We start from the raw sequence: 23,135 nt of genomic DNA on the forward strand, positions 1-23,135 counted from the left end.
AAGGTCAGCACTTATTGGTTGCCCCATTTGCCCGATTTCAGTAGTTCATTTTTAAATTGTAGATACCTTGGATGCCCTTCATAGGTTTCGATTTCCATAGTGCTGTAGGGGGCAAAAATAGCCCCTGGAATTTGGCATCCTCTAGTAAGAACGTCTTCTAATGAGGGCATAAAACATTCTTTAATCGGGTCAAAATGGATTTTATAACTGGCATAGCCGCGCGCAACAAATCTATCGGTTATGGTTTTGAATAGCTGTCCAAAAGGCGTGTCGAGCGTCTCCGGCGTGGAGTAATAAAAGCCTTGTCCGTACCAGTAGAGTAATAAGGCGGTACCTGCGTCGCAGAGTGGATGTTCGATAATCGCCCTGACCATGTCGGGATCATCGTTATCCCAATTCAAGTTGGCCGCGACAAAATGCAATTCCTCCATACTTTGTAAGTCACTGATACAGGTGATTTGTGTCGCCGCTTTGCCAAAGTAGGTACTGTCTTGATGTAAAAAGTCGTAATCGGGATCGGCGAGTAATTTGGCGAGTTGTTGTTGATTGGCAATACAGCCTAATTCTGCGCATTCATAGGCGCGAATAAATTGTTCCTGGGAGAGTAATTTAGCCAAGGGAATCCTTTCTTTTTATAGAAAATACAGTTTATAAAAAATACAACGCCAGCCTTTACGTAGTAAAAGGCTGACATAGAAGAAAAGGAGCGTAAAACGTTACGCTTGCTGTTGCAGCAGGGTACGGCACAGCTTAATAAAGTCCGATGAAGTGACGATACCGAGCACTTTTTTATCGGCATCGACGACGGGCAGGCAACCAAGTTTGTTCTCGATAAAATATTCAACCACCACAGTTAAGGGCTCGTCGGCGGTGAGATGCTGATAGTCTTTATCCATCACAGTTGTGATCGGCGTGTATCGTTCCTTGCGCTCGAGCGCGCCTTGGCCGTACTTGTTCAACATAGTCATCACGCTGGCGATCATCTTTTTATGGGTGAGTACGCCAACGAGGGTGCCATCAATTTCAGAAATCACGGGTAAGTGGCGTACGCCACGGGTTTGCATCAGATGGTGGGCATCTTTCAAACTGGCGCCATCGCTGATGCAGATGACTTGATCACTCATAATATCGCTGACTTTCATTGTTAAATTCCTTTTCTTGCCATTCTTAGGCGTGCATTTAACACGCTGCGTTAGCCTGCACCGATGTTAGCAGCTTCTCTGTAACCTACGCCAGTCCTGCACAAATAAAGTACGCTATCCAGTATAAGTGTTTGAATTGATAGATATCATAAAAGGCTGACAAAGATGTCACAAATATGTAACAGTGATATCTCACAATCGTGGTCTTATTAGACCTCATACCAGTGAAGCCTTATCTAACAAGGAATAATAATAATGAATCGTACCGTAACTCGTCGTGATTTTTTGGCTATGTCGGCCAAAGGTGTTGGTGTTGCTGTGATCTCTTACGGCTTGATGGGCTGTAGTGATAGTAATGATGAACATTCTGTACCCGCGCAATTTTTACATGGGATTGCCAGTGGCGATCCGGCCGTCGATGCTGTGATCCTCTGGACTCGTGTCACGCCTGAGTCTGAGGGCGATGTAAAAGTGAGTTGGCAAGTGGCAAGCGATGCGGCCTTTAGTCAATTAGTGACCACAGGTGAGACTGTCACTAATGCGAGCCGTGACTACACGGTTAAGATTGATGCCCGTGGTTTACGTGCTGGGCAAACCTACTTTTATCGTTTTATGACGGGTGATAAAACCTCTGTTGTGGGTAAAACCCGCACTCTGCCTGAGGGTGACGTAAGCTCAGTCAAATTAGCCGTGATGTCCTGTGCTAACTTTCCTGCCGGTTATTTTAACGTCTATGAGTTAGCGGCGGCGCAGGATGATTTAGATGCTGTGGTGCATTTAGGCGATTACATCTATGAATATGCCCGCGGTGGTTATGCCAGTGAGCATGCTGCCGAATTGGGCCGTGAAGTGTTACCCGCCAATGAGTTGCTAACGTTGAGCGATTACCGCACTCGCCATGGTCAGTACCATACCGATGCGAGTCTGCAAAAGTTACACGCGAAAGTGCCTTTTATTACAGTGTGGGATGATCATGAAGTGGCCAATGATACTTGGCGTGATAGTGCCGAGAATCACAACGAAGGCGAAGGGGATTTTGCCGTTCGTAAAGAAGCGGCACTACAAGCTTATTTCGAGTGGTTGCCGATTCGCCCATGGCGTGAAGGGAATCATGAAGAGATTTACCGCAGCTTCAGTTACGGCAATCTCGTCGATCTGCATATGCTGGATACTCGCGTATTAGCCCGTGATAAACAGCTCGATTATGCCGATTATATGGATCCTACCACGGGCTCGTTTGCTGGAGAGCGTTTCCTTGCCGATGTCACTTCGACCACTCGCACTATGCTGGGGCTGACGCAATTATTATGGCTGCAGGGCACATTGCTACAGTCGACAGGCAAGTGGCAGGTACTGGGACAGCAGGTATTAATGGGTAAGATGTCATTGCCGGCGGCGATTGCCACTCAGCAGATGAGCATTCCCCAATTTGCCATGTTAGGTGCGTTAGCTAAGTTAGCGGCCCGTGCGGCGGCAAATGATCCCACGCTGACCGCCCAAGAGCTGCAATATCTTCAAGCCAATCAAGCCTTACTCACGCCAGAAGTTATCGGGCTGCTGCAATTACCTGCAATCCCGTACAACTTAGATGCTTGGGATGGTTATGCCTATGAGCGTGAAGTGATTTTAGGTACGGCTAAATCGAAAAATCTCAATCTAGTTGTGATCGCGGGTGACACCCATAATGCATGGGCTAACGAGCTTAAAGACGTGAATGGCGATACCGTTGGGGTGGAGTTTGCGACTAGCTCAGTATCATCGCCAGGCCTTGAATATTACTTGAATCTGCCAGCGGAACAGATCCCCGCGACCGAGGCGGCAATCGTCGAGTTAGTGCCAGATCTTAAGTACGCTAACTTAAAAGACCGAGGCTTTATGACGCTCACCTTTACCGCTGATGAGGTGCGCAGCGACTGGCATTATGTGGATACCATTTTGTCGAAGGATTTCCAAGTCGCAACGGCCCGTGGTTATAGCACTAAGACAAAAGTAGGCGAGCATGTGATTACGCCTATCGTTTAATGCGGTATTGTTCGCTTGTTTATCGGCCACCTTAGGGTGGCCTTTTTGTTGCTTTTGGCTTTAAAAGACAAAATAAATGTCTGTTGTCACGCAAGTTCTTACTATTACTGCAGCACATCGCATTTTTTTGGTATAAAATTCGCTCCCAAAATTCGGCGGCTGCCTACACTTGCTAAGGCAAAGCTGTTCTAGTGTTTTGGGAACCTTTACCCGCCGAACAGACCTTACAGGGGTCATAAGCTTTAACGACCTAAGAATAAAATCAATGTGATGGGGACTGTGTCATGTCAGAAAAGTATTTTGTTACCGCGCAGCAATTGCTGGAAGATTCATTTTTATTAGCTTCGCAAGTGTATGAGAGTGGCTTTCGTCCGCAATTTATCGTGGGTATTTGGCGTGGCGGTGCTCCAATCGGGATCGCGGTACAGGAGTTTTTCGATTTTAAACAAGTTGAAACCGATCACATTGCCGTGCGTACCTCTTCTTATTATGGGATTGGCACTGACAAACAAAGCAAAGAAATCAAAGTTCATGGCCTGCATTACATCGTTGAAAATGCGAACGCGAGTGACGGTTTGTTGATTGTGGATGACGTGTTTGACTCTGGCCGTAGTATTCATGCATTAAAAGAAAAACTCAGCCAACTGATGCGCCTAAATATGCCAACCGATATCCGTATCGCTTGCCCTTATTACAAGCCAAAAAATACCGCAGTGCCTTTAAAACCCGACTATTACATTCATGCCTCTGAAGACTGGTTAGTTTTCCCGCATGAAGTCACAGGTTTAACGCCTGAAGAAATTGCCGAAGGTAAGGGCGATTTAAAGAATATTCAGCACCTGTTTAAATAGCTTGCTCGCGGCGAGACAAAGACTATTTTCGCAATAAAAAAACGCGTTAACGATGAATCGTTAACGCATTTTTTTTTCTGTTTTAAAACTTATAAATCCATACAGTTAGCATAGTAAGTCACTGTGGCGGGCCAGTCGGAGAACACTCCAATCACGCCAACATCTTTCGCCAGTACATCAAGTAATTCAAAGGTATCGCCTTCGTTATCTATCGCTTCGGTAATGCTTTGATAGTAAAAGCCGCCGCCATTTTTTAATAAACCAGATCGCTCCAGCGACCAAGTGATGATCTTAAGCCCTGCGCCTTTGGCGGCCTTAGCGTATTCCGAAGGAATGATCTTTTTGTCCGCATCTAAGGCGACTAATACCCAGAGTGGCGGCGCAATAATTTCGACGCCTTGGGTCTTTAAATCCGCCATTGATGGCGACCAAGTGGCAGAGTTCTGCGGATCAAAGGCGCTGTTATAATCGTATCTGTCATCGAGAAACACAGCTTGCTTCGCAAATTCAGGTGCGTTGGCGACCCAATATTTGATGTCATCCAAAATAAATGACTGGGGGAATACTTGCGAAACATCGACGCCCGCCGCCGTGTATTCATCCAACATTTTTTGCGCGTAATCCTGCTGAGTAAAACCATCGAAGGGCATAGATACGCTGGCGGCTTTTAGCTCAGGCGTCATCTTCACACCGGCTTTTTTAAACATTTCAATACTTTCAGCGTGGGTCATCAAGGTGCCATTGCCAGCATAAAGATCGGTGCGCCAGCTTGGGGTACCATTGATGAATTCGGCCGCAGTGGTCGCTTTCGGATTGTTGCCTTCCATCTTACCCTTGAGAGTTTTAAATTCGGCGAGGGTGATATCGCTAGTGCAACAGGTTGCCGATGCGCTGACGCCATTGGCGGCATCAGCAGGAGTGAATGGGCTCGAACATTTATTGGCAAGTTCGGGTATGGCTAAAATGTTGGTCGTGCTAGCAAGATCGCACTGTGAGTGGCGGCAAACTAAAGCTTTATCGGCGGTGAATGTGACATCACATTCGACTATGCCTGCGCCCGAATCGATAGCCGCTTGGTAGGATTCCTTTGTATGCTCAGGGAATTTCATTGGCGCGCCACGGTGACCTATGGAAAATTCGCTGCGATAAAAATTGTCAGTGGTGCATTGTTCTAAGCGGGTTTTAAGTGTGCTGTCTTGCATCTGACGTACGAGGAATAAGGGTCTTTCTCCCACTTGAGCTGGAACGGGTTTGCTGGTGGGTGGCGTGACTGCGGCGTTATCATCGTCATTATTGCAACCGGCTAATAAAGCGCTCGTGGCAATTAACAGGCCGAGTGAGAGCGACGAAATAGGGCGTAGTTTCATCAGATTTACCTATGAGTAATGATGTAAGTTATTAATATTAATCAGAAACTCTAAAGTGTTAATGTGACTGAAAAAGCCTATTTGTATGACATAAACAAGAATATATACCGTTTGCACGACTATTATCTAAGGCACGCTAGCTTGCGATAAACTGCCTTAGACAGAGGACGGTCGGGATATATGCACAGTGTTGCTTTAGATGTGAGCATTGACTCCACTGAGCGAGTCGATGAAACTGGCATGAATATTTTCATCTGGGCGATCTTTCTGGGCCGAAATCAAGTACACTGCGCTCCTTTTGTTTTATGATGAGCGTTTGGTTCGCTTGATAAGACAAACGTGACAAGCATCATTTAGGAAATAGAGCAGAATGAGCAAGGGCAAAAAATACGATTTTCGCGTGACACAGGGCGACAACGGTTGGAAAACTGAAATCACTCGTCGCATGACATCAACTAAAACAGTTGTGTCTAAGAGCCACGATGGCTTTGCGACTGAAGCCGAAGCGCAAGCTTGGGGCTTAACTGAATTACAAGTGTTTTTAGGCACGTTAACTGAGCGCAATAAACGTCGCTCAGAGAAACAAGCTAAAGCAAAATTAGCCGCTGCATTAGCGGCTGAAGCGGCAACTGATGCCGAAGATCTTGATGAAGATGATTTCGACGAAGAGTAACACTCATTCGTTTAACCTTGTCTTATCAAGCCAGTGTGACTGTTAGGGCGCGCATAACGGGTTCTGAAACGTCACTTTGGCGATGAACAGCAAAAGGCAGATCTTAAGATCTGCCTTTTGTGTTTTTGTCGCTCGCGAAACTGTGCATATCAATTCATTTCATCCTATTTCCTCGTTTATCTTCATACACTCTGTTCGGCTGGACTGATCTGTTGATGCTGTCATTAGCTTGTTTTTATCGCATTTAGCCGGGATTACGTACCCTATACCATTAATAATTAACGATAACTATTATCATTTGATTTACTTAGATGCTGCTCTGTGCTCATATGTAAGGAATTCGAACGCACGTTTAACTTTATCAAGGTAAGGGAACTCCTATGAAACTACTTCAATCCAGTTTATTGCTGTGTTTGTCGGCTTCGGCAACCCTGAGTTATGGCCAAGCCTTAGATGGAGAGGCGTTACGCTTACTACAAGCGTCGCTAAAGGATTCGACTTTGGATGCACAAGCTCAGTTAACCAATACAAAGCGGGCATTGGCGTTAGATTTAAGCCATCAATATGCGCAGCTTGCGCCTATCTTACAGACTGAAATAAACCAGTATCAGTTAGCAGTAAATGCCGATGAGATTCTGTCCCAACATAGGCTCAATGATAATGTGATCACCAAAGCCGATGCATCAATTCGCCGAGTGAAGGGCTTAAGTGCCAAAGCGGATTCTCTGGTGCAAGTGCGTCTGGCGGATGAAACCATGTTAACCCCATGGCAGCAAGGTGAGTCTCCTCTATTTGCCTATGAGCCCGATGGTGACGAGCGTCAGTGGGATTATATTGAAGCCTTTGATATTCATGGGCAAGTGCATCAATTAGACGTGTATAACCTGCCGCAGCAGCCAGTGTTTGTGGTCGGTATCGATAGCAAAAAAGCCTTTGTGGCTGGCTTAGAGGTGATGCGGGCGACATTTGCCGAGGCGCAGTCAGCGAAAAAAGAGGGCGCGCTACTGAGCCGTGCGCAAACACAGGCGGTGGCAGACAAGCCGATTTCAACCACAGTGATCAAGCAAATATCCTTGAAGGATGACCATGAGCCGTGGATTTCTGGTCGTGCCGAAATTTACGGCATAGTGACTGGGGTTGATCCAAGCCGTGAAGAGCCAGTGCTCGATATCGTCGAAATGCCCTATTTAGATTATGCGGATACGACCTATTATCCGAATCAAATCATCATACATTGGGAGCGTTATCGTTGGGCGGCTGCGGACATGATCTTAATGGAGCATGACGATGGTACTAACTATAAAGTGTTGGCCACTAAGCTGTTGGAAGCGGCGGAGCAGATCTTAAAGTCGATCCCCGATCCTGAAGCTCAGGGTTATGCGCTGATTCCGCAAATTACCAATGGTATTTTAAGTGTGATGCCGGATGCTTGGTTCACCAATGACGATGACTTTGTCGACGTGTATTACACTTTACAGGAAGGGGTTGAATATCCTAACTTGAACGGCGCTAACGGTAATGCGATGACAAGCTTTGCGCCATTAGTCATCCAACCAAGACCATGATGGATTAGTGCGGCTAAATGCAATGGCTGAAATGTAAAAGCGGATCCTAAGATCCGCTTTTTTATTGACTAACTTAAGGTGAGGCTAGGCTATTCCTTTAAGCTTTTAACTTGAAACTGCCTTGCATAATCGCCCAGTGACCTGGGAAGCTGCAGAAGAATTGGTAGGCTTCGGTAGCGCTCATACCGGCAGTGCTAAAGGTGATAGACGTTGATTCGCCACCGCCCACTAAATCTGTGTGTGCGATAACGCGCGTATCACCGGCTTTGACATAGGCTGCATCAGGACCGGCACTCATGCCTTCAGTTGCTACTGCTGACATATCGGCTGCTTTAGTTAATACCCAGTTATGGCCCATGGCTGCTTTTGGCAAAGTGCCTGAGTGGGTTAAGGTTAAGGTCACTTCTTTACAGCTTGCAGGCACGGACAGCTCTTTAGTGTCAAATTGCATTGCATCAGTGGCGGCAATTTTCAGTTCACATTCGTTGGCACTCGCTTGGCTAGCGAATAATAATCCTAGGCCGATTAGGCTAGTGCTGGTCACGTTACGTAAAGCTGTGCTTTTTGCTTTCATCTGGTACTTCCTTATTTGAACAAGGGTAGCCGAGCCGTTTTGACTCGGACATGCACCTGCCAGCATAAGCAATCTTCATTAAATGGGAATGAAATCAGCGTGTAAATTATGTATATGCAACTTTCGGTTGAAAGCTTACATTGTTATTGGCGGCAAAATTGTTAGCGGTAAACATAGGTGAGTACTTAGTTGGAGTGAACTAAGTACTCAGCGCTTATTATTTATATGTTTGATTTATAGATGATAATTTGTAGGTTCTAACGCAGGGCGTCTACTTCAGAACTTCTTACGTTTTTAGTACGAAAGCTCCTGTCGATAGGGAATCGCACGTTGTGCACCTGGGCGAGTGACAGTAATGGCACTGGCTGCATTGGCAAATCCCACGGCTGCAGCAATCGACATGCCCTCGCTTAAGCCCACAACTAAGGCGCCATTGAAGGTATCCCCTGCGGCGACTGTGTCTATGGCCTGCACTTCAAACGCAGGTATTAGCCCATTAAAACCTGGGCTGCTGATATATGCGCCACGGCTACCTAAGGTTATGACCACAATCTTTACTCCCTGCTGGTGGAGAAGTTGCGCTGCCATGTGTGCATCATCAATATGGTTGATCTCAACTCCCGTTAAGGCTTCTGCTTCGGTTTCATTGGGGGTAATAATATCTACCCACTTGAGTACATCTTGGCCAAGTGCCGTCGCTGGAGCAGGATTTAGTACAGTCGTCACGCCAAGATTCTTGGCTATTTGCAGCGCCTTTGCCACTGTGGCAGCGGGAGTTTCCAATTGTGCTAACAAGTACTCCGCATTAGCAAACAGAGCGTAATGAGCTTCTAAGTCATCGGGTGAAAGGCTGGCGTTGGCACCTGCGGCAACGCCAATCGTATTCTCACCGTTATCACCGATAAAAATCATGGCAGTGCCAGTGCTCAGTCCGGCTATTTGGCGGATCCCTTCTGCACTGATGCCATCTTTCATCCAGCTTTGACGCATATCATCGCCGATACTGTCTTGGCCGAGATGGCAGATAAAATCAGTGCGTGAACCTGATTTGGCTAAGCGCGCGCAGGCGACGGCTTGATTGGCCCCTTTGCCGCCCTGTTCGAGGCGGTAATCTCGGCTCATTAAGGTTTGCCCTGCAGCGGGCAGGTACTCAAATTTCATCACATGGTCGGCATTTGCACTGCCGATAACGAGTATCTGGCTCATAGAAGACTCACTGTCATTTTTATCTGCGATTGAGATAAGTTGCATCATAGACGCGTAAACTGTCTACCAGTAAATCGACAAAGCCTTGCCTATCGATCCCAAACAGCACAGTCGCATTGGCGGCTTTACCTGTGAGCTGATAGCGATCGACCACTGTCATGCCTAAGGTTAACTCACTTTGGCTTTCAATCCCGACCCAACAATCTTGTGCTTCAAACAGTTCAGGTTTAAGCAACCAAGCGATAGTGCAGGGGTCGTGCAATGGCGCACCAATAAAGCCCCATTTAGGATCTCTGTGGTAAATCATAAAGAAATCCAATAATTCGGCGACGCACTGAGCAATTGGATTTTGAATCGCGCGAATGCGTTCTATGTCTTCATCCATGATTTGCGCCTGATGAGTCACATCGAGCCCACACATAGTGATGGGAATACCTGACTTAAAGACGATATCGGCAGCTTCCGGGTCGACAAAAATATTAAACTCGGCGGCTGGTGTCCAATTGCCGACACCGGCTGCACCGCCCATTAGCACTATGCGTTCGATCTTGGCGTGTAATTCGTGGTGGCTGGCGAGCAAAAGCGCGATATTGGTGAGTGGTCCTGTGGGAATTAAGGTTACTGGCTGATGACTTTGGCGAATTTGCTGCGCCATTAGTTCAACTGCGGTAATGGCTTGAGGACTAAAACTTGGATTAGGCAATGCAGGGCCGTCGAGTCCGGTTTCACCATGGACATTGTCGGCAATGATTAATTCGCGAGCTAATGGCTTGACTGCGCCGCCAGCGACAGGAATATCACTGCGATTTAATAAGGTTAAGATCCGCAGGGCATTATTGAGCGTTTTATCCGGCGTTTGGTTACCGGCGCTGGTGGTGACGGCCAGTGGAACCAGCTCTGGATGGGCGAGAGCTAAAATGAGCGCAATAGCGTCGTCATGGCCGGGATCGCAATCCAGAATAATAGTGCGAGTCATACTGTTACTCCTTTAAACAGCGGTGATGGGGGCTTAGAATAGCATGCCATCAGTTAGGCGCTAGCCTGTGTAGGGGACTTGCAGAGTAAACTGTGAGCATTTTCGTCTTTTTATCAACAAGCTGCTAGAATTCTGCCCATTTTTGACATTAGGCGATGTTAGGTAAATCCATTCTCGCTCTGTCCGCTGCACAACATTGAATGACATCTCCAAGCAAATATAAGGAAATAAGTAATGCTCACTCATCGAATCACTTGGCCTAAGGTTTTACTCGTGGGCATGGTTGCCATGCAGATCTCTGGCTGTAGCGATCCTCAACCTATGGCCGTTGTGGAAAGTAATAACGAGTCATTGCTACAGTTTGATAACGGTAAACTCATCCAATTTAAGGAAAATCCGAGTCCACAGTATCGCCATATTCCTTGTGATTTACCCGCAGTCGAGACTGTGGTCACCAACAGTTCGGCCTTTGCGGCGTTAACTACATCCGGTGAGGTGATCACTTGGGGTGACAGTTATGCTGGCGGTGATAGCCGCGAGGTGACGGAGCAGCTTAAGCAAGTGAAGCAAATCGTCCCAGTTAAGGACGGGTTTGCCGCGCTACGTCAAGATGGCACTGTGGTGTACTGGGGCAATGCGGGAAAATATAGCCTCGACAAAGCCCTACAAAACCGCATGACCAATATTACCAAGTTGTTCGCCAATCAAGAGGCCATTGCCGCCCTTGATGCCAATGGCAAGGTGCATACTTGGGGTTATGGCCCCTACGGCGGCAATAGCTTACATGTGCAGGATCAATTAGTTGATGTTGTCGATATCTTTGCCAGAGGTCGCAGTTTTGTCGCCCTCAAAAAAGAGGGCAGTGCTGTGATTTGGGGGCAGGTTGAAGAGTCGACCAATATGAAAAAGTTACTCCCGCAGCTTACGGATGTAGCGAAGATCGAATATTTTCAACACACTTATGCCGCCTTGAAAAAGGACGGCACTGTGGTGAGTTGGGGTTGGCGCAGTGATGCTTACTCGATCCGCAGCGCCTTAAAGGATGTGGCGAGTATGACGGCAAACAATTGTGCCTTTGCGATTTTAAGCCCTACGGGGGATGCGCATTTTTGGGGCGATGGGATTAACTGTGGTGTCGATTGGATTAAAAAAACCGATATCACAGGGGTAAAAGAGATTATCAGCATTGGCTCGGGCTTTTTATTACTGCGGGATAAGGCCGTGCCGCAAATAGTGGCCGACGATACTGATTACGCTCATATGTTTGGGTTTCACTATGCCCAAGAGATTCTTGATAAATATTGGCAGGAAGGCAGCGTCATTACTCGAGGGCCAGCCTCCTTTGTGTTTACGCGTCCCGATGGCAAAGTGGTGCCTGTTGGTTATCGCGCCAACCGTGAAAATGTGGAGAAGTTGATTGCACGTATTCCGCGCCTTACTTGGTTAGATGGCGCAAATGACGGTTATGTTGGCATCAGCGAAAAGGGGGAGTTGGTCTCTTGGTCGATGAATTTGCCAATGTTCGACAAGTCGCCAGTGCAACCTGCTGACTCGTTAGTGATTAAACAGCTGGATTTTACCCCCGTTGCCCAATGCGAAACCCCTGAGCAGCGTCAGGCGATTTTGAGTAAAGACAGACCAAAACCTGCGGCAAAAAACTGGGATGGTGTTTTCTAGCTCATGTGAGTTTTCTCGCTAATTTGAGATTAATGGACTTTCATCCGTATAGACGTCTATAATGCGCGCTCTCAGGTCTGATATGCCCTGAGCCTTGTTGGGCGTTAACAGGTTGTACGCCCTTTGAACCTAATTTTGAGTCAACCTTCTGTGGTGCTTGCGATGATAGCGTCGTGAGATAATCGGGAAGCCAGTGAAATTCTGGCACTGCCCCCGCAACGGTAAAAGGTGAGAGACGACCGCGTTTGATTGGTGTGTTCAAGACAGAACCCGAAAGTCAGAATGTGAAAGGTCAGTCTCGCGTTAATCTAACTTTTAATGGACTAACATAGCCTAAGTCCGGAGACCGGCCCTAAAGGTGTTTTTGAGATTTCGGTGGGCAGATCTCAAAATGCGATAATCACCGTCAGTATTTACGACTGAATTAACGGTATCGTGGCGTCAATGCCCCGTTTTCCTTGCAGGAGTTAAAGGTAAAATGGGAACAAATCCAACAAAAATCGCGCTGCTGATCGGCAGCCTATGCAGTTTTTCAATTATCGCGCCCGCTGTGGCGGCTGACGATACCAGCACAGCTAAAGTCGACGAGCATCTTGTCGTGATCGGCCGCTCTGATAAGACCCCGTTAAATATTGCCGCCAATGTGAATGTGATTGATGCCGCTGCAATTGAAATGAGTGGCGCGACTAATTTGACCGACGTCTTACGTGGTCAAAGCGGTATTCAAATTTCGGATAACAATATTGGAACTAGCTTTGCGATGCGCGGTTTTAGCGCCAGCACTGCCGTTAATAACACGCTGATTTTACTTGATGGTCGTCGTCTCAATAATATCGATATCGCAGCGCCTAGCCTTAATGCCATTCCGCTTAATCAAGTGGATCGTATTGAAATTTTATCGGGTAGTGCAGGTGTACTTTATGGCGATCAAGCCGTGGGCGGGGTGATTAATATTGTCACTAAGTCCCCTGAAAATACTGGCGGCAGCGTGCAGTTATCCGGCGGCAGTTTTGATACCTATGAAGGTCGTGGTGATGTGTCTGGCGCGATCAACAAAGATTGGCGTTACTTTTTCACCGGTAGTTACAACCAAGGTGACAACTATCGCCAGCATAATGCCAACGAAACCGGCTCTATTCTTGGCCGCATTCAATATAAAACAGCCACAGACTCGTTCTTTGTTGAAACCAGCTACTACGATAACGATCGTGAAAATCCGGGCTCGCTTACTGAAAAGCAATTTAAAGACGATCCCCGTGCTTCATCAAATAAGGTAGAGTATGCCCACGAGATGACCACTGCGGCGCGAACGGGTTACCAGCATCAGCTTAATCAAAACTGGGCGCTGGCGGCGGATTTAGATTACAGCGATACCTTAGTGTCTTCTCTTAATTGGGGGGCGAACAGCCATAACACACGCTCACTGTTAATGTTTAGCCCTAAAGCGTTAGCGAATTACAGTACGCGTCAAGGCGAGCTAAACCTAGTCACAGGTTTAGACATCAGCCGTGGCAAGGCTGATTTTGACACTATGGCACGCAGTAATGTGCAGCAAATGCAAAGCGCCTATCTACAAGCTACAGTGCCTTTAAGTCATACTTTAAGTTACGTTGTGGGTGGACGATATGCGCGGGTGACCGATGAGTTAGTCGATGGCAATGTCTATCCTAATGGCATGGATTTAGACGAAAATGCCCACGCATTCGAACTGGGTTTAAATTACCGCCCAACTGCGGAGCACAGACTCTATGTGCGCGCCGATGATAACTTCCGTTTTGCCAAAGTGGATGAGCAAGCTTATACATCGCCGGGCGTATTTGGCTTAAAGCCGCAAACAGGCCGTTCCTATGAGGCGGGTTGGGATTGGGCTGTCGCTAGTCAAACTCTGCGAGTCAGCCTATATCGTCTCGATTTAGAGGATGAAATTGTTTATGACTCGAGTGCAGTTAAACCCATTGGTGGAAATTTCAACGGTGCAAACGTCAATGCTGACGCTTCTCGTCGTTATGGCGCGGGTGCCGATTGGGATTGGCAGATCACTAAAGCGCTGCAGCTAGGGCTGGAATATAACTATACCGACGCCGAATTTACCGATGGTGCTAACGATGGCAAAGAGCTGTCTTGGGTGGCAAAACACACGGGACGCGGTTATGTCAGCATGGATTTTGCTGAGCATTTCCAAGTATTTGCCGAAGCTATCTACACGGGTGATCGTTTTCTCGAAGGCGATAACGCTAATCAAGGTGATAAGCTAGCAAGTTACGTGCTTGGTAATTTAGCCTTGAATTATAATCGTGATGCTTGGCTTGCCAGTCTGCGTATCGATAATGTATTCGATAAAGATTATGTCAGTGCAGGTTATTACGGTGGCGATTGGGGGGATAGTTACTATTCTGGTCGAGGCCGTGATATTCGTTTCACTGTGGGCTACCGCTTCTAAATATTAATGAGCTATTTAATAAAAAGCCAGACTCAGTCTGGCTTTTTATTTTTTACGCTGAGTTCAAAGAATAAATCTTAAAATAGGTATAGTCTTGAATATCGTTTTAGTAGAGTGGTTTAATTGTCGTTATCTATAGTGTTAGCGGGCAGTCATTACTAAATAGGAGTAATTTATATTTTACTCTGCTGTTTATGGCTGAAATTCTTAGTATTTTAGGTATGATGTGAGCTGTAACCGAATCATCTTATTGTTAATAAACAGGTGTAAAGTGTCTTATGACTGATCTTGAGCAACAGGTTTTTACTCAAGTTAGAGCTATCATAGCGAACGAAGAGCAAGTGATTGGCCGCCGAGGAATTCTAATTCCACTCAAAAAAGCGATTCTTGCTGAAGGCGACATTCGTAATGTGATTGACATTATCTCGAGCGATCCCGCATTGGCAGCGCACATGCTTATGCGCAGTAATTCCGCGCAGGCTGCTGTAGTGGAAAATCACAAAACTCGCTCGTTGAAAGAAGCTTTGATCCGCTTAGGTCAAGTTAATATCTATCGCTACGCCTTTACGTTCTATTTAAAAGAACGCCTCGATGAACTGCCACAGCCCTATAAAAAGTTGGTCCAAGGTTATTGGAAGCTGACTGAAGATATTGCAACGGATGCGGTAGATAGCTTAGCGGATATGGAAGGTGTGGAGGTTGATGCTGACGAAGTACAAACCTTAGCTCTGTTCAGTGTGTTCGGCCAAATTATCGCACTGACCGCATTTGCCTATTTAAATGCTAATGCCGAACAGTCATTTCCTTTAAGTGTGATTAAGTCATTGATTGATAATCAACAACAGACCTTAACCATCGAAGCGTTCGAGGCGTTAGATCTCGATCAGGATCTGCGTCAAGAATTTATGATCGCCCATAATTTGCGTCAGACCCGTAATCCTAATTCATCAGGGTTGATACTGCGCCGTGTCTTGTCTATGCGTGGATTGTTGATGAATCCGCTGTAATTTGTCGATGCTATGAAATAGTCATTTGACTCAATAAACAAGCCTGCATTCGCAGGCTTTTTACTCTATGTCACCCGCATTAATTCGTCTTCTGCTGGCGGGATAAACCTTCCCTCGCCACCAGTTGTAACCAATTTTGGATCAATGCAGAGTTAGCACTGTGGCGGCGATAGGCACCAAATAGCGGTCGTTTCAGACCTTCTTGGCCGAGTTTTACCGTAGCGAGACTCAGTCCATGTCCTTCATTAATCGACCAGCTTGGCAGTGCGGCTATGCCGTCTTTACAGGCGATGCGTTGCAATAACATCATGGTTAAATCACAGGTTTTTTGCTCGCCCGCCTCTATGCCCGCAGGCTCTAAAAAGTGGCGATAAATATCTAAACGTGTCAACGGCACTGGATAACTGATAATAGGCAAGTGTGCTAATTGCTTAGGGGTGACATAGGCTTCTTTCGCTAAAGGATGATCCTTAGCAACCACTAACTTCACTTCAAAATCAAACAAATGCTGGTAGGCGAGTGAATGCCCAGGCACAGGATCTGAGGTTAATACAATATCCAGTTCACCCATTTCTAAGGCATTGAGCGAGTCGAACAGATGACGGCTCGACAAGTCTAACTCGGCTGCCGGATGATCTTGCCTAAATTGCTCCATCACAGGCATTAACCAGCGAAAACAGCTATGGCACTCAATGCCGACCCGCAACTGATTGGTTTCGGTTTCCAGCCCATTCTTCAAATCTGTCTCTGTTTCTAACACCTTAGGCAAAATCTCTTCGGCCAGATGCAGCAGGCGTGCACCTTCTTGGGTGAATGACAGTGGCTTACTCTTACGCACAAAAATGGGCGAGTTAATCCTTTGCTCCAACTCCTTAATCTGGTGGGAGAGGGCGGATTGAGTGACAAAACGTTTTTTGGCTGCGCCCGCCAAACTGCCGCTTTCTTTCAGGGCCATTAAGGTTCGCAGGTGTCTTAGTTCGATCATGTTCACTCCAAGTGAATTTCGCTCATGTTGTGCTTGAAATCAATTCGGTTGCTGGAATAGAGACTAACACAATAAACTTCTAGACGTCCAGACGCCCATTGTTATTTATCAAGGCTGAAGTGCTTAAAAGTGCCAAGAGAAAACAATCTGGTGGGTGCAAGTGCCGAATGTGGCTTATCTCAAATAAAGGAAGATAGAGTATGCAATTAAATAGTCTTGGGTTTCCCCGTATTGGGCGTCGTCGTGAATTGAAATTTGCCTTAGAAAAATACTGGCGTGGTGAGAGCACTCAGGCACAATTACGTGAAGTGGCGAGTGAACTTCGCCGCACCCATTGGCAGTGGCAAGCTGCTGCGGGCATTGAGCAAGTTCCCGTAGGTGATTTTGCCTTTTATGATCAAGTGCTGACCTTAAGCGCGACTTTAAATGCCATTCCTGATCGTCATCGTGGTGAAGGGGCAATCGATCTCGATACTTTATTCCGTGTTGCCCGCGGCAGAGCGCCAACGGGTCAAGATGCGCCAGCCTCTGAAATGACCAAGTATTTCAATACTAACTATCACTATCTGGTACCTGAGCTCAGCCAAAACCAAGAGTTTTCGATTGCCTATGAGCAGTTCTTTGATGAAGTCAGCGAAGCGCAGTCCTTAGGTTATAAAGCAAAACCTGTGCTACTCGGCCCTGTTAGTTACTTGCACCTTGCTAAAACTGTGGGCCAAGAGTTTGATAAGTTAAGCTTATTACCCAATTTATTAACTGCTTATGCTGACATTTTGGCGCGTTTTGCTGCTCAGGGAGTGCAATGGGTACAGCTCGATGAACCTATTCTCGCATTGGAATTGGATGGTGAATGGCAAGCGGCGATCACTGAGGCGTATCAAGCCCTCAGCATTACTAAGGTGAAGATCCTTCTTACCAGTTACTACGGCGGTATCGCACACCATCAAGCGCTGGTATCGACCTTGCCGGTCGCGGGGTTGCATGTCGATTTAGTCACAGCGCCGGATCAATTGGCAGTCTTTGCCCATGCGCTTGGTCAAGATCAAATTTTGTCGGTGGGTGTGGTCAATGGTCGCAACGTGTGGGCGGCAGAGGCGGATTTGATTGCCGAACGCATAGGCACGGTTGCCCGTGATCTCGGAGATCGCTTGTGGATCGGTACTTCTTGCTCACTCCTGCACAGCCCTGTGGATTTAGAGGTAGAAGCCACGCTTGAGCCCGCTCTGCGTCAACAACTCGCGTTTGCGAAGCAAAAATTACTCGAACTTGCCAATGTGCGCCAATTGCTACTGGCACCTGAATCGGTCGCGGCAAAAGAGATTGTGCAAACCTGTTTGGCACGCCGTGAGGCGAAAGCGCAGGCCGCCGACAGTCAAGTGATTGCCCGCGTTGCCGCGTTGACATCTGCCGATTATGAGCGCGTCAGTGATTTCACCGTACGCCAAGCAGTGCAGCAGCAGAAATACCGTTTACCTCTGTTGCCGACCACCACCATTGGCTCCTTCCCACAAACACCAGCAATCCGTGGACTACGCAGTCGTTGGCGCAAGGGCGATCTGAGTGATGCACAATATACAGAGCAATTGCAGCAAGTCACCCGCGATACTATCGACCGCCAGCTTAAACTCGGTATCGATGTACTGGTTCATGGTGAGGCCGAGCGCAACGATATGGTGGAATACTTTGGTGAGCAGCTTGCGGGCGTTGGCTTTACCAAAAATGGTTGGGTGCAAAGTTATGGCTCACGCTGTGTTAAGCCGCCGTTGATCTATGGTGATGTCAGTCGTCCAAAGGCGATGACGGTCGATTGGGCCGAGTTTGCCCAAAGTCTCACCGACAAGCCTGTAAAAGGCATGCTGACTGGCCCGGTGACGATTCTGCATTGGTCATTCGCCCGTGAAGATATCGGCCGCGATGTGATTGCGACTCAGCTGGCGCTGGCGATTCGTGATGAAGTGGTGGATTTACAAAATGCAGGTATTGGCATTATACAAATTGATGAGCCCGCCTTCCGTGAAGGTCTGCCATTGAAACAAAGTGAGTGGCAAACCTATTTAGATTGGGCGGTTAATGCCTTTAAACTCAGCGCTGCTGGCGTGACTGATGAGACTCAAATCCACACCCACATGTGTTACAGCGAGTTTAACGACACTATTGCCGCGATTGCCGCCATGGATGCCGATGTGATTACTATCGAGACTTCGCGTTCACGGATGGAGTTACTCAACGCCTTTGAAGATTTTGAATATCCCAATGAAATCGGCCCCGGTGTGTATGACATTCACTCGCCAAACACCCCAAGTGTGGAGGCCATGGTGCACTTAATCGAGAAAGCGGCGCAAAAAGTGCCCGTACGTCAGCTGTGGGTCAATCCAGATTGCGGCCTAAAAACCCGTACTTGGGATGAAGTTGAACCTGCACTGAAAAACATGGTCGATGCCACGCGAGAACTACGTCACCGCCTTGGTTAATATTATGCTTGAGTGAAATATTTTTTTACTGAGCTTATTGAGCTTATTGAATTAGTAACAGCGGATGCTTATGCATCCGTTGTTGTTTATTGCTTGTCGACTAACTTAAGCATCTCGCGGTAAGCCTTTTTCGATAATGCGCACCATACGCTCGGTTTTGCGGCGGGCTTTTTGTTGTTCAGTTGCAGCGCTTTCAGCAAGGCGCGATTGCTGGGCATTAAGCGCCCATTCAATATGCTCACGCACTATCTCATCGATATCTTCGCTGTGATTGCGGGCGTTAAGTGCGGCAACAATGCTTGGGCTTGCGGGAGCGTTACCCAGTGCTACTGCAATATTACGTAGCCAACGTTTATGTCCAATGCGACGAATGGCGCTGCCTTCAGTTTGTTTAAGAAACTCGGCCTCGCTCCAAGCAAAAAGGCTGAGAAGGTCAGGTTGCTTTAACTGCGGACGAATATGAAAGTCAGTTTCTTCAGTCAGCGGCGCTTGGCGATTGATGGGACACGCGAGTTGGCAATCATCGCAGCCATAGATGCGATTGCCCATGAGTGGCCTAAATTCTTCAGGAATAGCGCCCTGCAGTTCAATGGTGAGATAGGAAATACAGCGTCTGCCATCGACTACATAAGGTTCTACGATTGCACCCGTTGGGCAAGAGGTAATGCAGGCGACACAAGTGTTACAGCCTTCTTGAATGGGAATATCCACTGGTAGAGGCAAATTGATCAGTAGCTCACCTAAAAAGAACCAACTGCCAGCCTCATGGTTGAGTATGAGTGAGTGTTTACCTGTCCAGCCTATACCGGCTTTTTCGGCTAAGGGGCGCTCAAGTACAGGGGCTGAGTCAACAAAGGGGCGAAAGTCAGCGGCATCGAAACCGAGAGCAACTAACTCTGCACTGATTTGATCTCCCAGCTTTTTAAGTCGAGCGCGGATCAACTTGTGATAGTCGCGACCTCCGGCATAACGGGAAATATAACCTAAGTTGGGATCGGTGAGATTCGTTGCAAAGCCAGCTTCGGGTGGCAAATAGTCCATCCGTACGGAGATCACCCGCACTGTGCCCGGATGCAGTTCTTGCGGGCGAGCGCGCATCATGCCATGGGTGGCCATATAGGCCATTTCGCCATGAAAACCTTTGTCTAGCCATGCTTGGAGTTTGGCTTCTTCAGCGGTTAAATCCGTATCGCAAATGCCAACCTGGGCAAATCCGAGTGCTTTTCCCCACGTTTTAATTTGCAGAGCGAGCCGCGACAGCATGCTGGCATAGGATTGGCTTGGGGTTTGATTGGCTAAAGTTGACATGAATTGATGGCAGCGAGGCTCTTGGCTAGGTGGCAATATGATAGCAGTTTTCACTTATTGAGGACGAGTTTACTCAGAAGGGGGCGTGAGGCGATATTTTCTTTGGGGTATTTGTTTATTTGCTGTTGGGATTGAGTCTATGATTAGGTCTAATGTTTATCGTTTGGTATTCGTATGCTGAGTGCGTTTCCCCTTAGGGCGTGTTTTCTTGCGATGAGCTTATTAGGCTTGATGCCTAATCTTGTTTTTGCGGCGCCTGACAAGCTGAAATTGGTGACCGAAGCTTGGCCTCCCATGAGTTACGAGCAAAATGGTGTGCCGCAAGGTTTTGCGGTGGACTTAGTCAATACCTTGCAATCAAGACTGGGTCAGAGTGAAAAAATCGATGTGTTACCTTGGGCTCGGGCGTATTCGATTGCTAATACCTCTGCGAACGTTTTACTTTTTGCTACGTCAATTAATGATGAGCGAGCTGACCAGTTTGATTTTATCGGTCCTATTGCAACCAGCAAAATTGCATTGTACGCAAGGGCGGCAGATCCTATCGCTCTCGATCAACTTGCTGAACTTCAATCGACAGATATTGTGGGGGTTTATCGGGAATCGGCGGGTGCGCAGTTGCTACAACAAGCGGGCGTGGATAATTTGCTGGTGGCGAGTTTTCCACAGCAATCGGCGAAACAGTTGCTGTTTTCTCGAATTCGTTTTTGGTGCCAAGCGGATCTTGCGGTAAAGCAGATACTCGAAGAAGTAGGCGCGAGTGAGACAGATATCCGCCAAGTGTTTGTGGTATCGGAGATTAATCTCTATTTAGCTTTTTCTAAAGGGACATCGGCGGCAACCGTTATCAGTTGGCAAACAGAGCTTGAGAAAATGAAAGACTCAGGTGAATTTAGTCGTTTGTATCAGACATGGTTTGGCACTTTGCCACCGCCATTACAACATCAAGTGTTTTGGCATAAGGCCGTTTAATCCTCTCTTAAAGCCTCATTCTTGGCTGATTTCACACAATTTCTGCCCGAATTTTTAGCCTCATAAAGAGCATTGTCGGCCCGCTTTAGCAAGGTGGCAAAATCTTTATCTTGATATGCATCTTCAGTATTATTTTGTGGTTCTAAAGTGGCGACACCAGCGCTAACGGTTAATTTGAGTTCTGCTGGTAAATTCTGTGCGCTAAGGCGGCTAATATGGTTCTGCAATTGATGCGCCAGCGCTAACGCACCTGTGGCATCAGTGTTAGGCAATAGGATTAAAAACTCTTCACCACCGATGCGGCCAACGAGGTCTTTATTACCCGATAAGGCTCGGCCTGCATTTGCAATGGTCATAAGGGCGCGATCGCCTAATTCATGGCCGAAGTTATCGTTGATTTTTTTGAAGTGATCCGCATCAAAAATAATCACTGAAAAAGGGCTTTGATGTTTTAAGGCTTGCTGAAAATATTTCGCGGCTTGGGCATAAATATGCCGACGATTAGGGAGTTTGGTAAGGTAATCCGTGAGGGCAATAACTTGCAGTTGGCGATTTCTATGTACTTGTTTATAAGCGAATATAGACACTATGGTCAGGATAAAGCCCGCTAGTAATAGGATAATGTGTTGCAGTGATTTGTTCTTTTCGAGTAGCGCGAGCTCTTGTTCTTTAAGGTTTTGGTTTTCAATCAAGCGTTGATTTTCAGATTCAATCCGACTGGTATCAAACTTGACCTTTAATTCTGTCGTATGATGGGAGAGAGAATTGCCATCGACTTTTTTTGTTAGGGTAACAAATTCTTGCAGCGCTCCGTAGGCGGCAGATAAATCATTCATAGCCACATATATGTTACTTTTAAGCTGCAGCAGTTGAGTGAGTCCCCGATTATTCTGCAGAGTGCGAAAGGCTTTTTCCCCTTGCTCAAGTTCGGTAAGTGCCTCTTTATAGCGAGCTTGTTGAAACTTTATATCGGCCATAAATAGCTTCATGAAGCTGTAATCGGTCAGATCTTTTTCATTAATAACAGTATCGGCTTCGATTAAATACTTTTCGGCTTCGTTTAGACGATTGAGTTTGATTAAGCTGTAGGCAATATTCGTTGCCATAGTTGCTGCCACTTTTTCCTGCTGATGTTCCTTGAAGTATTGATAACTTACTAAGAAATTATCTACGGCCTGTTGATGTTCACCGAGTTCATCTAAGGCAAGGCCAATGTCCGAGTTGACATACATTGCCTGTTCTTGGTTATTGTTTTTTAGATAGAGAGCTTTGAGTTTGGTGTAATAGCGGATTGCACTTTGGGGATCGCCATAACGTCTAAAACTGGTAGCAACATCGGCAAGGTTAATGTTAGCCCAACCGCTTAAATTGAGTGATTCATAGAGATCTTGCGCTGTGACGAGATCGTCTAATGCCGCAGAAAAATCGCCAATATAAGAGTAAAGTGCGCCGCGAATGCTGCGCGAGTCGGCGATTAGCTTAAGGTCTTCATGCTCATAGGCACGTTTAACACTGAGATTATAGCCTTCCATCGCGCCATCCATATCACCACTTAATTGCAGAAACCAAGAGCGGCAGAGCGTGAGGTCGGTAATGAAATGGGGGGAGGCGGTTGGCGGAATATTGCTCAGTGCTTGGTTAGTATTTTTAAGTGCCAGTGCAATAGCGGTGTCGTTTTCTGTATTCTGATCCCAGCATTTAAGCAGTTGCAGCTTTTCATGACGGGTGACATCGTCAGTTGAAATTAGTTTGCTTAATAACACTAGATTGCTTTCGATTTCTTCACGGGTCATAGGGACGCCGCTTTCAAATCTTGCAAATATTTTATCAACCTGAGTTTTTTCTTCTGCCATAGTGTTGCTAAGCGGCAGTAGAAGCAGCAATAAGGAGAATGATAAA

At 46.9% G+C, this 23,135-nt stretch carries 18 protein-coding genes and 1 riboswitch; of the genes, 9 read left to right on the forward strand and 9 right to left on the reverse strand.

Annotated elements, in window-relative coordinates; genetic code table 11:
- Positions 1 to 11: 11 nt before the first annotated feature.
- Together HUB64_RS07765 and HUB64_RS07770 are read right to left on the reverse strand one after the other, a co-directional pair.
- Positions 12 to 617, reverse strand: a complete 606-nt coding sequence (locus tag HUB64_RS07765; RefSeq protein ID WP_173496743.1) for a DUF4274 domain-containing protein — start codon at positions 615 to 617, stop codon at positions 12 to 14.
- 99 nt (positions 618 to 716) lie between these two features.
- Entirely contained in the window at positions 717 to 1,142 is a 426-nt protein-coding gene (locus HUB64_RS07770; protein WP_173242855.1) for an HPP family protein, read from the reverse strand.
- 255 nt (positions 1,143 to 1,397) lie between these two features.
- Here HUB64_RS07770 and HUB64_RS07775 point away from each other — a divergent pair, with 255 nt between their 5' ends.
- Positions 1,398 to 3,164: an alkaline phosphatase gene (locus HUB64_RS07775; protein ID WP_173496744.1), complete on the forward strand. Its 1,767-nt coding sequence runs from the start codon at positions 1,398 to 1,400 to the stop codon at positions 3,162 to 3,164.
- 284 nt (positions 3,165 to 3,448) lie between these two features.
- The gene (locus tag HUB64_RS07780; protein ID WP_028759331.1) at positions 3,449 to 4,015 is read left to right on the forward strand and encodes a phosphoribosyltransferase; all 567 of its coding nucleotides are present in this window, start codon (positions 3,449 to 3,451) and stop codon (positions 4,013 to 4,015) included.
- An 89-nt stretch (positions 4,016 to 4,104) separates the two neighbouring features.
- On the opposite strand, the gene HUB64_RS07785 is transcribed toward HUB64_RS07780, so the two are convergent.
- Entirely contained in the window at positions 4,105 to 5,382 is a 1,278-nt protein-coding gene (locus tag HUB64_RS07785) for a glycerophosphodiester phosphodiesterase family protein (RefSeq protein WP_173496745.1), read from the reverse strand.
- A gap of 370 nt (positions 5,383 to 5,752) precedes the next feature.
- On the opposite strand from HUB64_RS07785, the gene HUB64_RS07790 reads away from it, so the two are divergent.
- Both HUB64_RS07790 and HUB64_RS07795 read left to right on the forward strand, forming a co-directional pair.
- Positions 5,753 to 6,055, forward strand: coding sequence for a DUF3622 domain-containing protein (locus HUB64_RS07790; RefSeq protein WP_105250177.1), 303 nt, complete (start codon positions 5,753 to 5,755; stop codon positions 6,053 to 6,055).
- Between the two features lie 380 nt (positions 6,056 to 6,435).
- Positions 6,436 to 7,620 carry a DUF3103 domain-containing protein gene (locus HUB64_RS07795; RefSeq protein WP_173496746.1) on the forward strand — a complete coding sequence of 395 codons (1,185 nt, stop codon included), beginning with the start codon at positions 6,436 to 6,438 and terminating at the stop codon, positions 7,618 to 7,620.
- A 97-nt stretch (positions 7,621 to 7,717) separates the two neighbouring features.
- Here HUB64_RS07795 and azu read toward each other — a convergent pair whose 3' ends face one another.
- The 3 genes from azu to rihA all read right to left on the reverse strand — a co-directional run bounded on the left by azu (position 7,718) and on the right by rihA (position 10,376).
- Positions 7,718 to 8,194 carry an azurin gene (gene azu, locus HUB64_RS07800; RefSeq protein WP_028759449.1) on the reverse strand — a complete coding sequence of 159 codons (477 nt, stop codon included), beginning with the start codon at positions 8,192 to 8,194 and terminating at the stop codon, positions 7,718 to 7,720.
- A 294-nt stretch (positions 8,195 to 8,488) separates the two neighbouring features.
- A complete protein-coding gene (rbsK, locus tag HUB64_RS07805; RefSeq protein ID WP_173496747.1) occupies positions 8,489 to 9,400 on the reverse strand; it encodes a ribokinase in 912 nt (303 codons plus the stop codon).
- 19 nt (positions 9,401 to 9,419) lie between these two features.
- Positions 9,420 to 10,376, reverse strand: coding sequence for a pyrimidine-specific ribonucleoside hydrolase RihA (gene rihA / locus HUB64_RS07810; RefSeq protein ID WP_173496748.1), 957 nt, complete (start codon positions 10,374 to 10,376; stop codon positions 9,420 to 9,422).
- A gap of 234 nt (positions 10,377 to 10,610) precedes the next feature.
- Here rihA and HUB64_RS07815 point away from each other — a divergent pair, with 234 nt between their 5' ends.
- The 3 genes from HUB64_RS07815 (at position 10,611) to HUB64_RS07825 (ending at position 15,500) form a co-directional block, all read left to right on the forward strand.
- Complete coding sequence (locus tag HUB64_RS07815) at positions 10,611 to 12,053, forward strand: hypothetical protein (protein ID WP_173496749.1); 1,443 nt, start codon at positions 10,611 to 10,613, stop codon at positions 12,051 to 12,053.
- A gap of 134 nt (positions 12,054 to 12,187) precedes the next feature.
- Positions 12,188 to 12,423: riboswitch (cobalamin riboswitch) on the forward strand.
- A gap of 108 nt (positions 12,424 to 12,531) precedes the next feature.
- A complete protein-coding gene (locus tag HUB64_RS07820) occupies positions 12,532 to 14,493 on the forward strand; it encodes a TonB-dependent receptor (protein ID WP_173496750.1) in 1,962 nt (653 codons plus the stop codon).
- A 278-nt stretch (positions 14,494 to 14,771) separates the two neighbouring features.
- Complete coding sequence (locus tag HUB64_RS07825; RefSeq protein ID WP_105250172.1) at positions 14,772 to 15,500, forward strand: HDOD domain-containing protein; 729 nt, start codon at positions 14,772 to 14,774, stop codon at positions 15,498 to 15,500.
- Between the two features lie 79 nt (positions 15,501 to 15,579).
- Here the strand turns inward: HUB64_RS07825 and HUB64_RS07830 are convergent, their stop codons facing one another.
- A complete protein-coding gene (locus tag HUB64_RS07830; protein WP_105250171.1) occupies positions 15,580 to 16,485 on the reverse strand; it encodes a LysR family transcriptional regulator in 906 nt (301 codons plus the stop codon).
- Between the two features lie 200 nt (positions 16,486 to 16,685).
- Between HUB64_RS07830 and metE the strand changes: the two genes are divergently transcribed.
- Positions 16,686 to 18,956 carry a 5-methyltetrahydropteroyltriglutamate--homocysteine S-methyltransferase gene (gene metE, locus HUB64_RS07835; protein ID WP_173496751.1) on the forward strand — a complete coding sequence of 757 codons (2,271 nt, stop codon included), beginning with the start codon at positions 16,686 to 16,688 and terminating at the stop codon, positions 18,954 to 18,956.
- Positions 18,957 to 19,061: 105 nt separating this feature from the next.
- On the opposite strand, the gene queG is transcribed toward metE, so the two are convergent.
- Positions 19,062 to 20,264: a tRNA epoxyqueuosine(34) reductase QueG gene (gene queG / locus HUB64_RS07840; protein WP_173496752.1), complete on the reverse strand. Its 1,203-nt coding sequence runs from the start codon at positions 20,262 to 20,264 to the stop codon at positions 19,062 to 19,064.
- 174 nt (positions 20,265 to 20,438) lie between these two features.
- On the opposite strand from queG, the gene HUB64_RS07845 reads away from it, so the two are divergent.
- Positions 20,439 to 21,236, forward strand: coding sequence for an ABC transporter substrate-binding protein (locus HUB64_RS07845; RefSeq protein WP_173496753.1), 798 nt, complete (start codon positions 20,439 to 20,441; stop codon positions 21,234 to 21,236).
- On the opposite strand, the gene HUB64_RS07850 is transcribed toward HUB64_RS07845, so the two are convergent.
- Positions 21,233 to 23,089 (reverse strand): GGDEF domain-containing protein, encoded by a 1,857-nt coding sequence (locus HUB64_RS07850; RefSeq protein WP_173496754.1) that lies wholly within the window; start codon positions 23,087 to 23,089, stop codon positions 21,233 to 21,235. The two genes, HUB64_RS07845 and HUB64_RS07850, sit on opposite strands and share 4 nt — an antisense overlap.
- Between the last annotated feature and the right edge of the window lie 46 nt (positions 23,090 to 23,135).

The sequence above is a fragment of the Shewanella sp. ISTPL2 genome (genome assembly GCF_013283205.1).
Lineage (GTDB): Bacteria > Pseudomonadota > Gammaproteobacteria > Enterobacterales > Shewanellaceae > Shewanella > Shewanella oncorhynchi.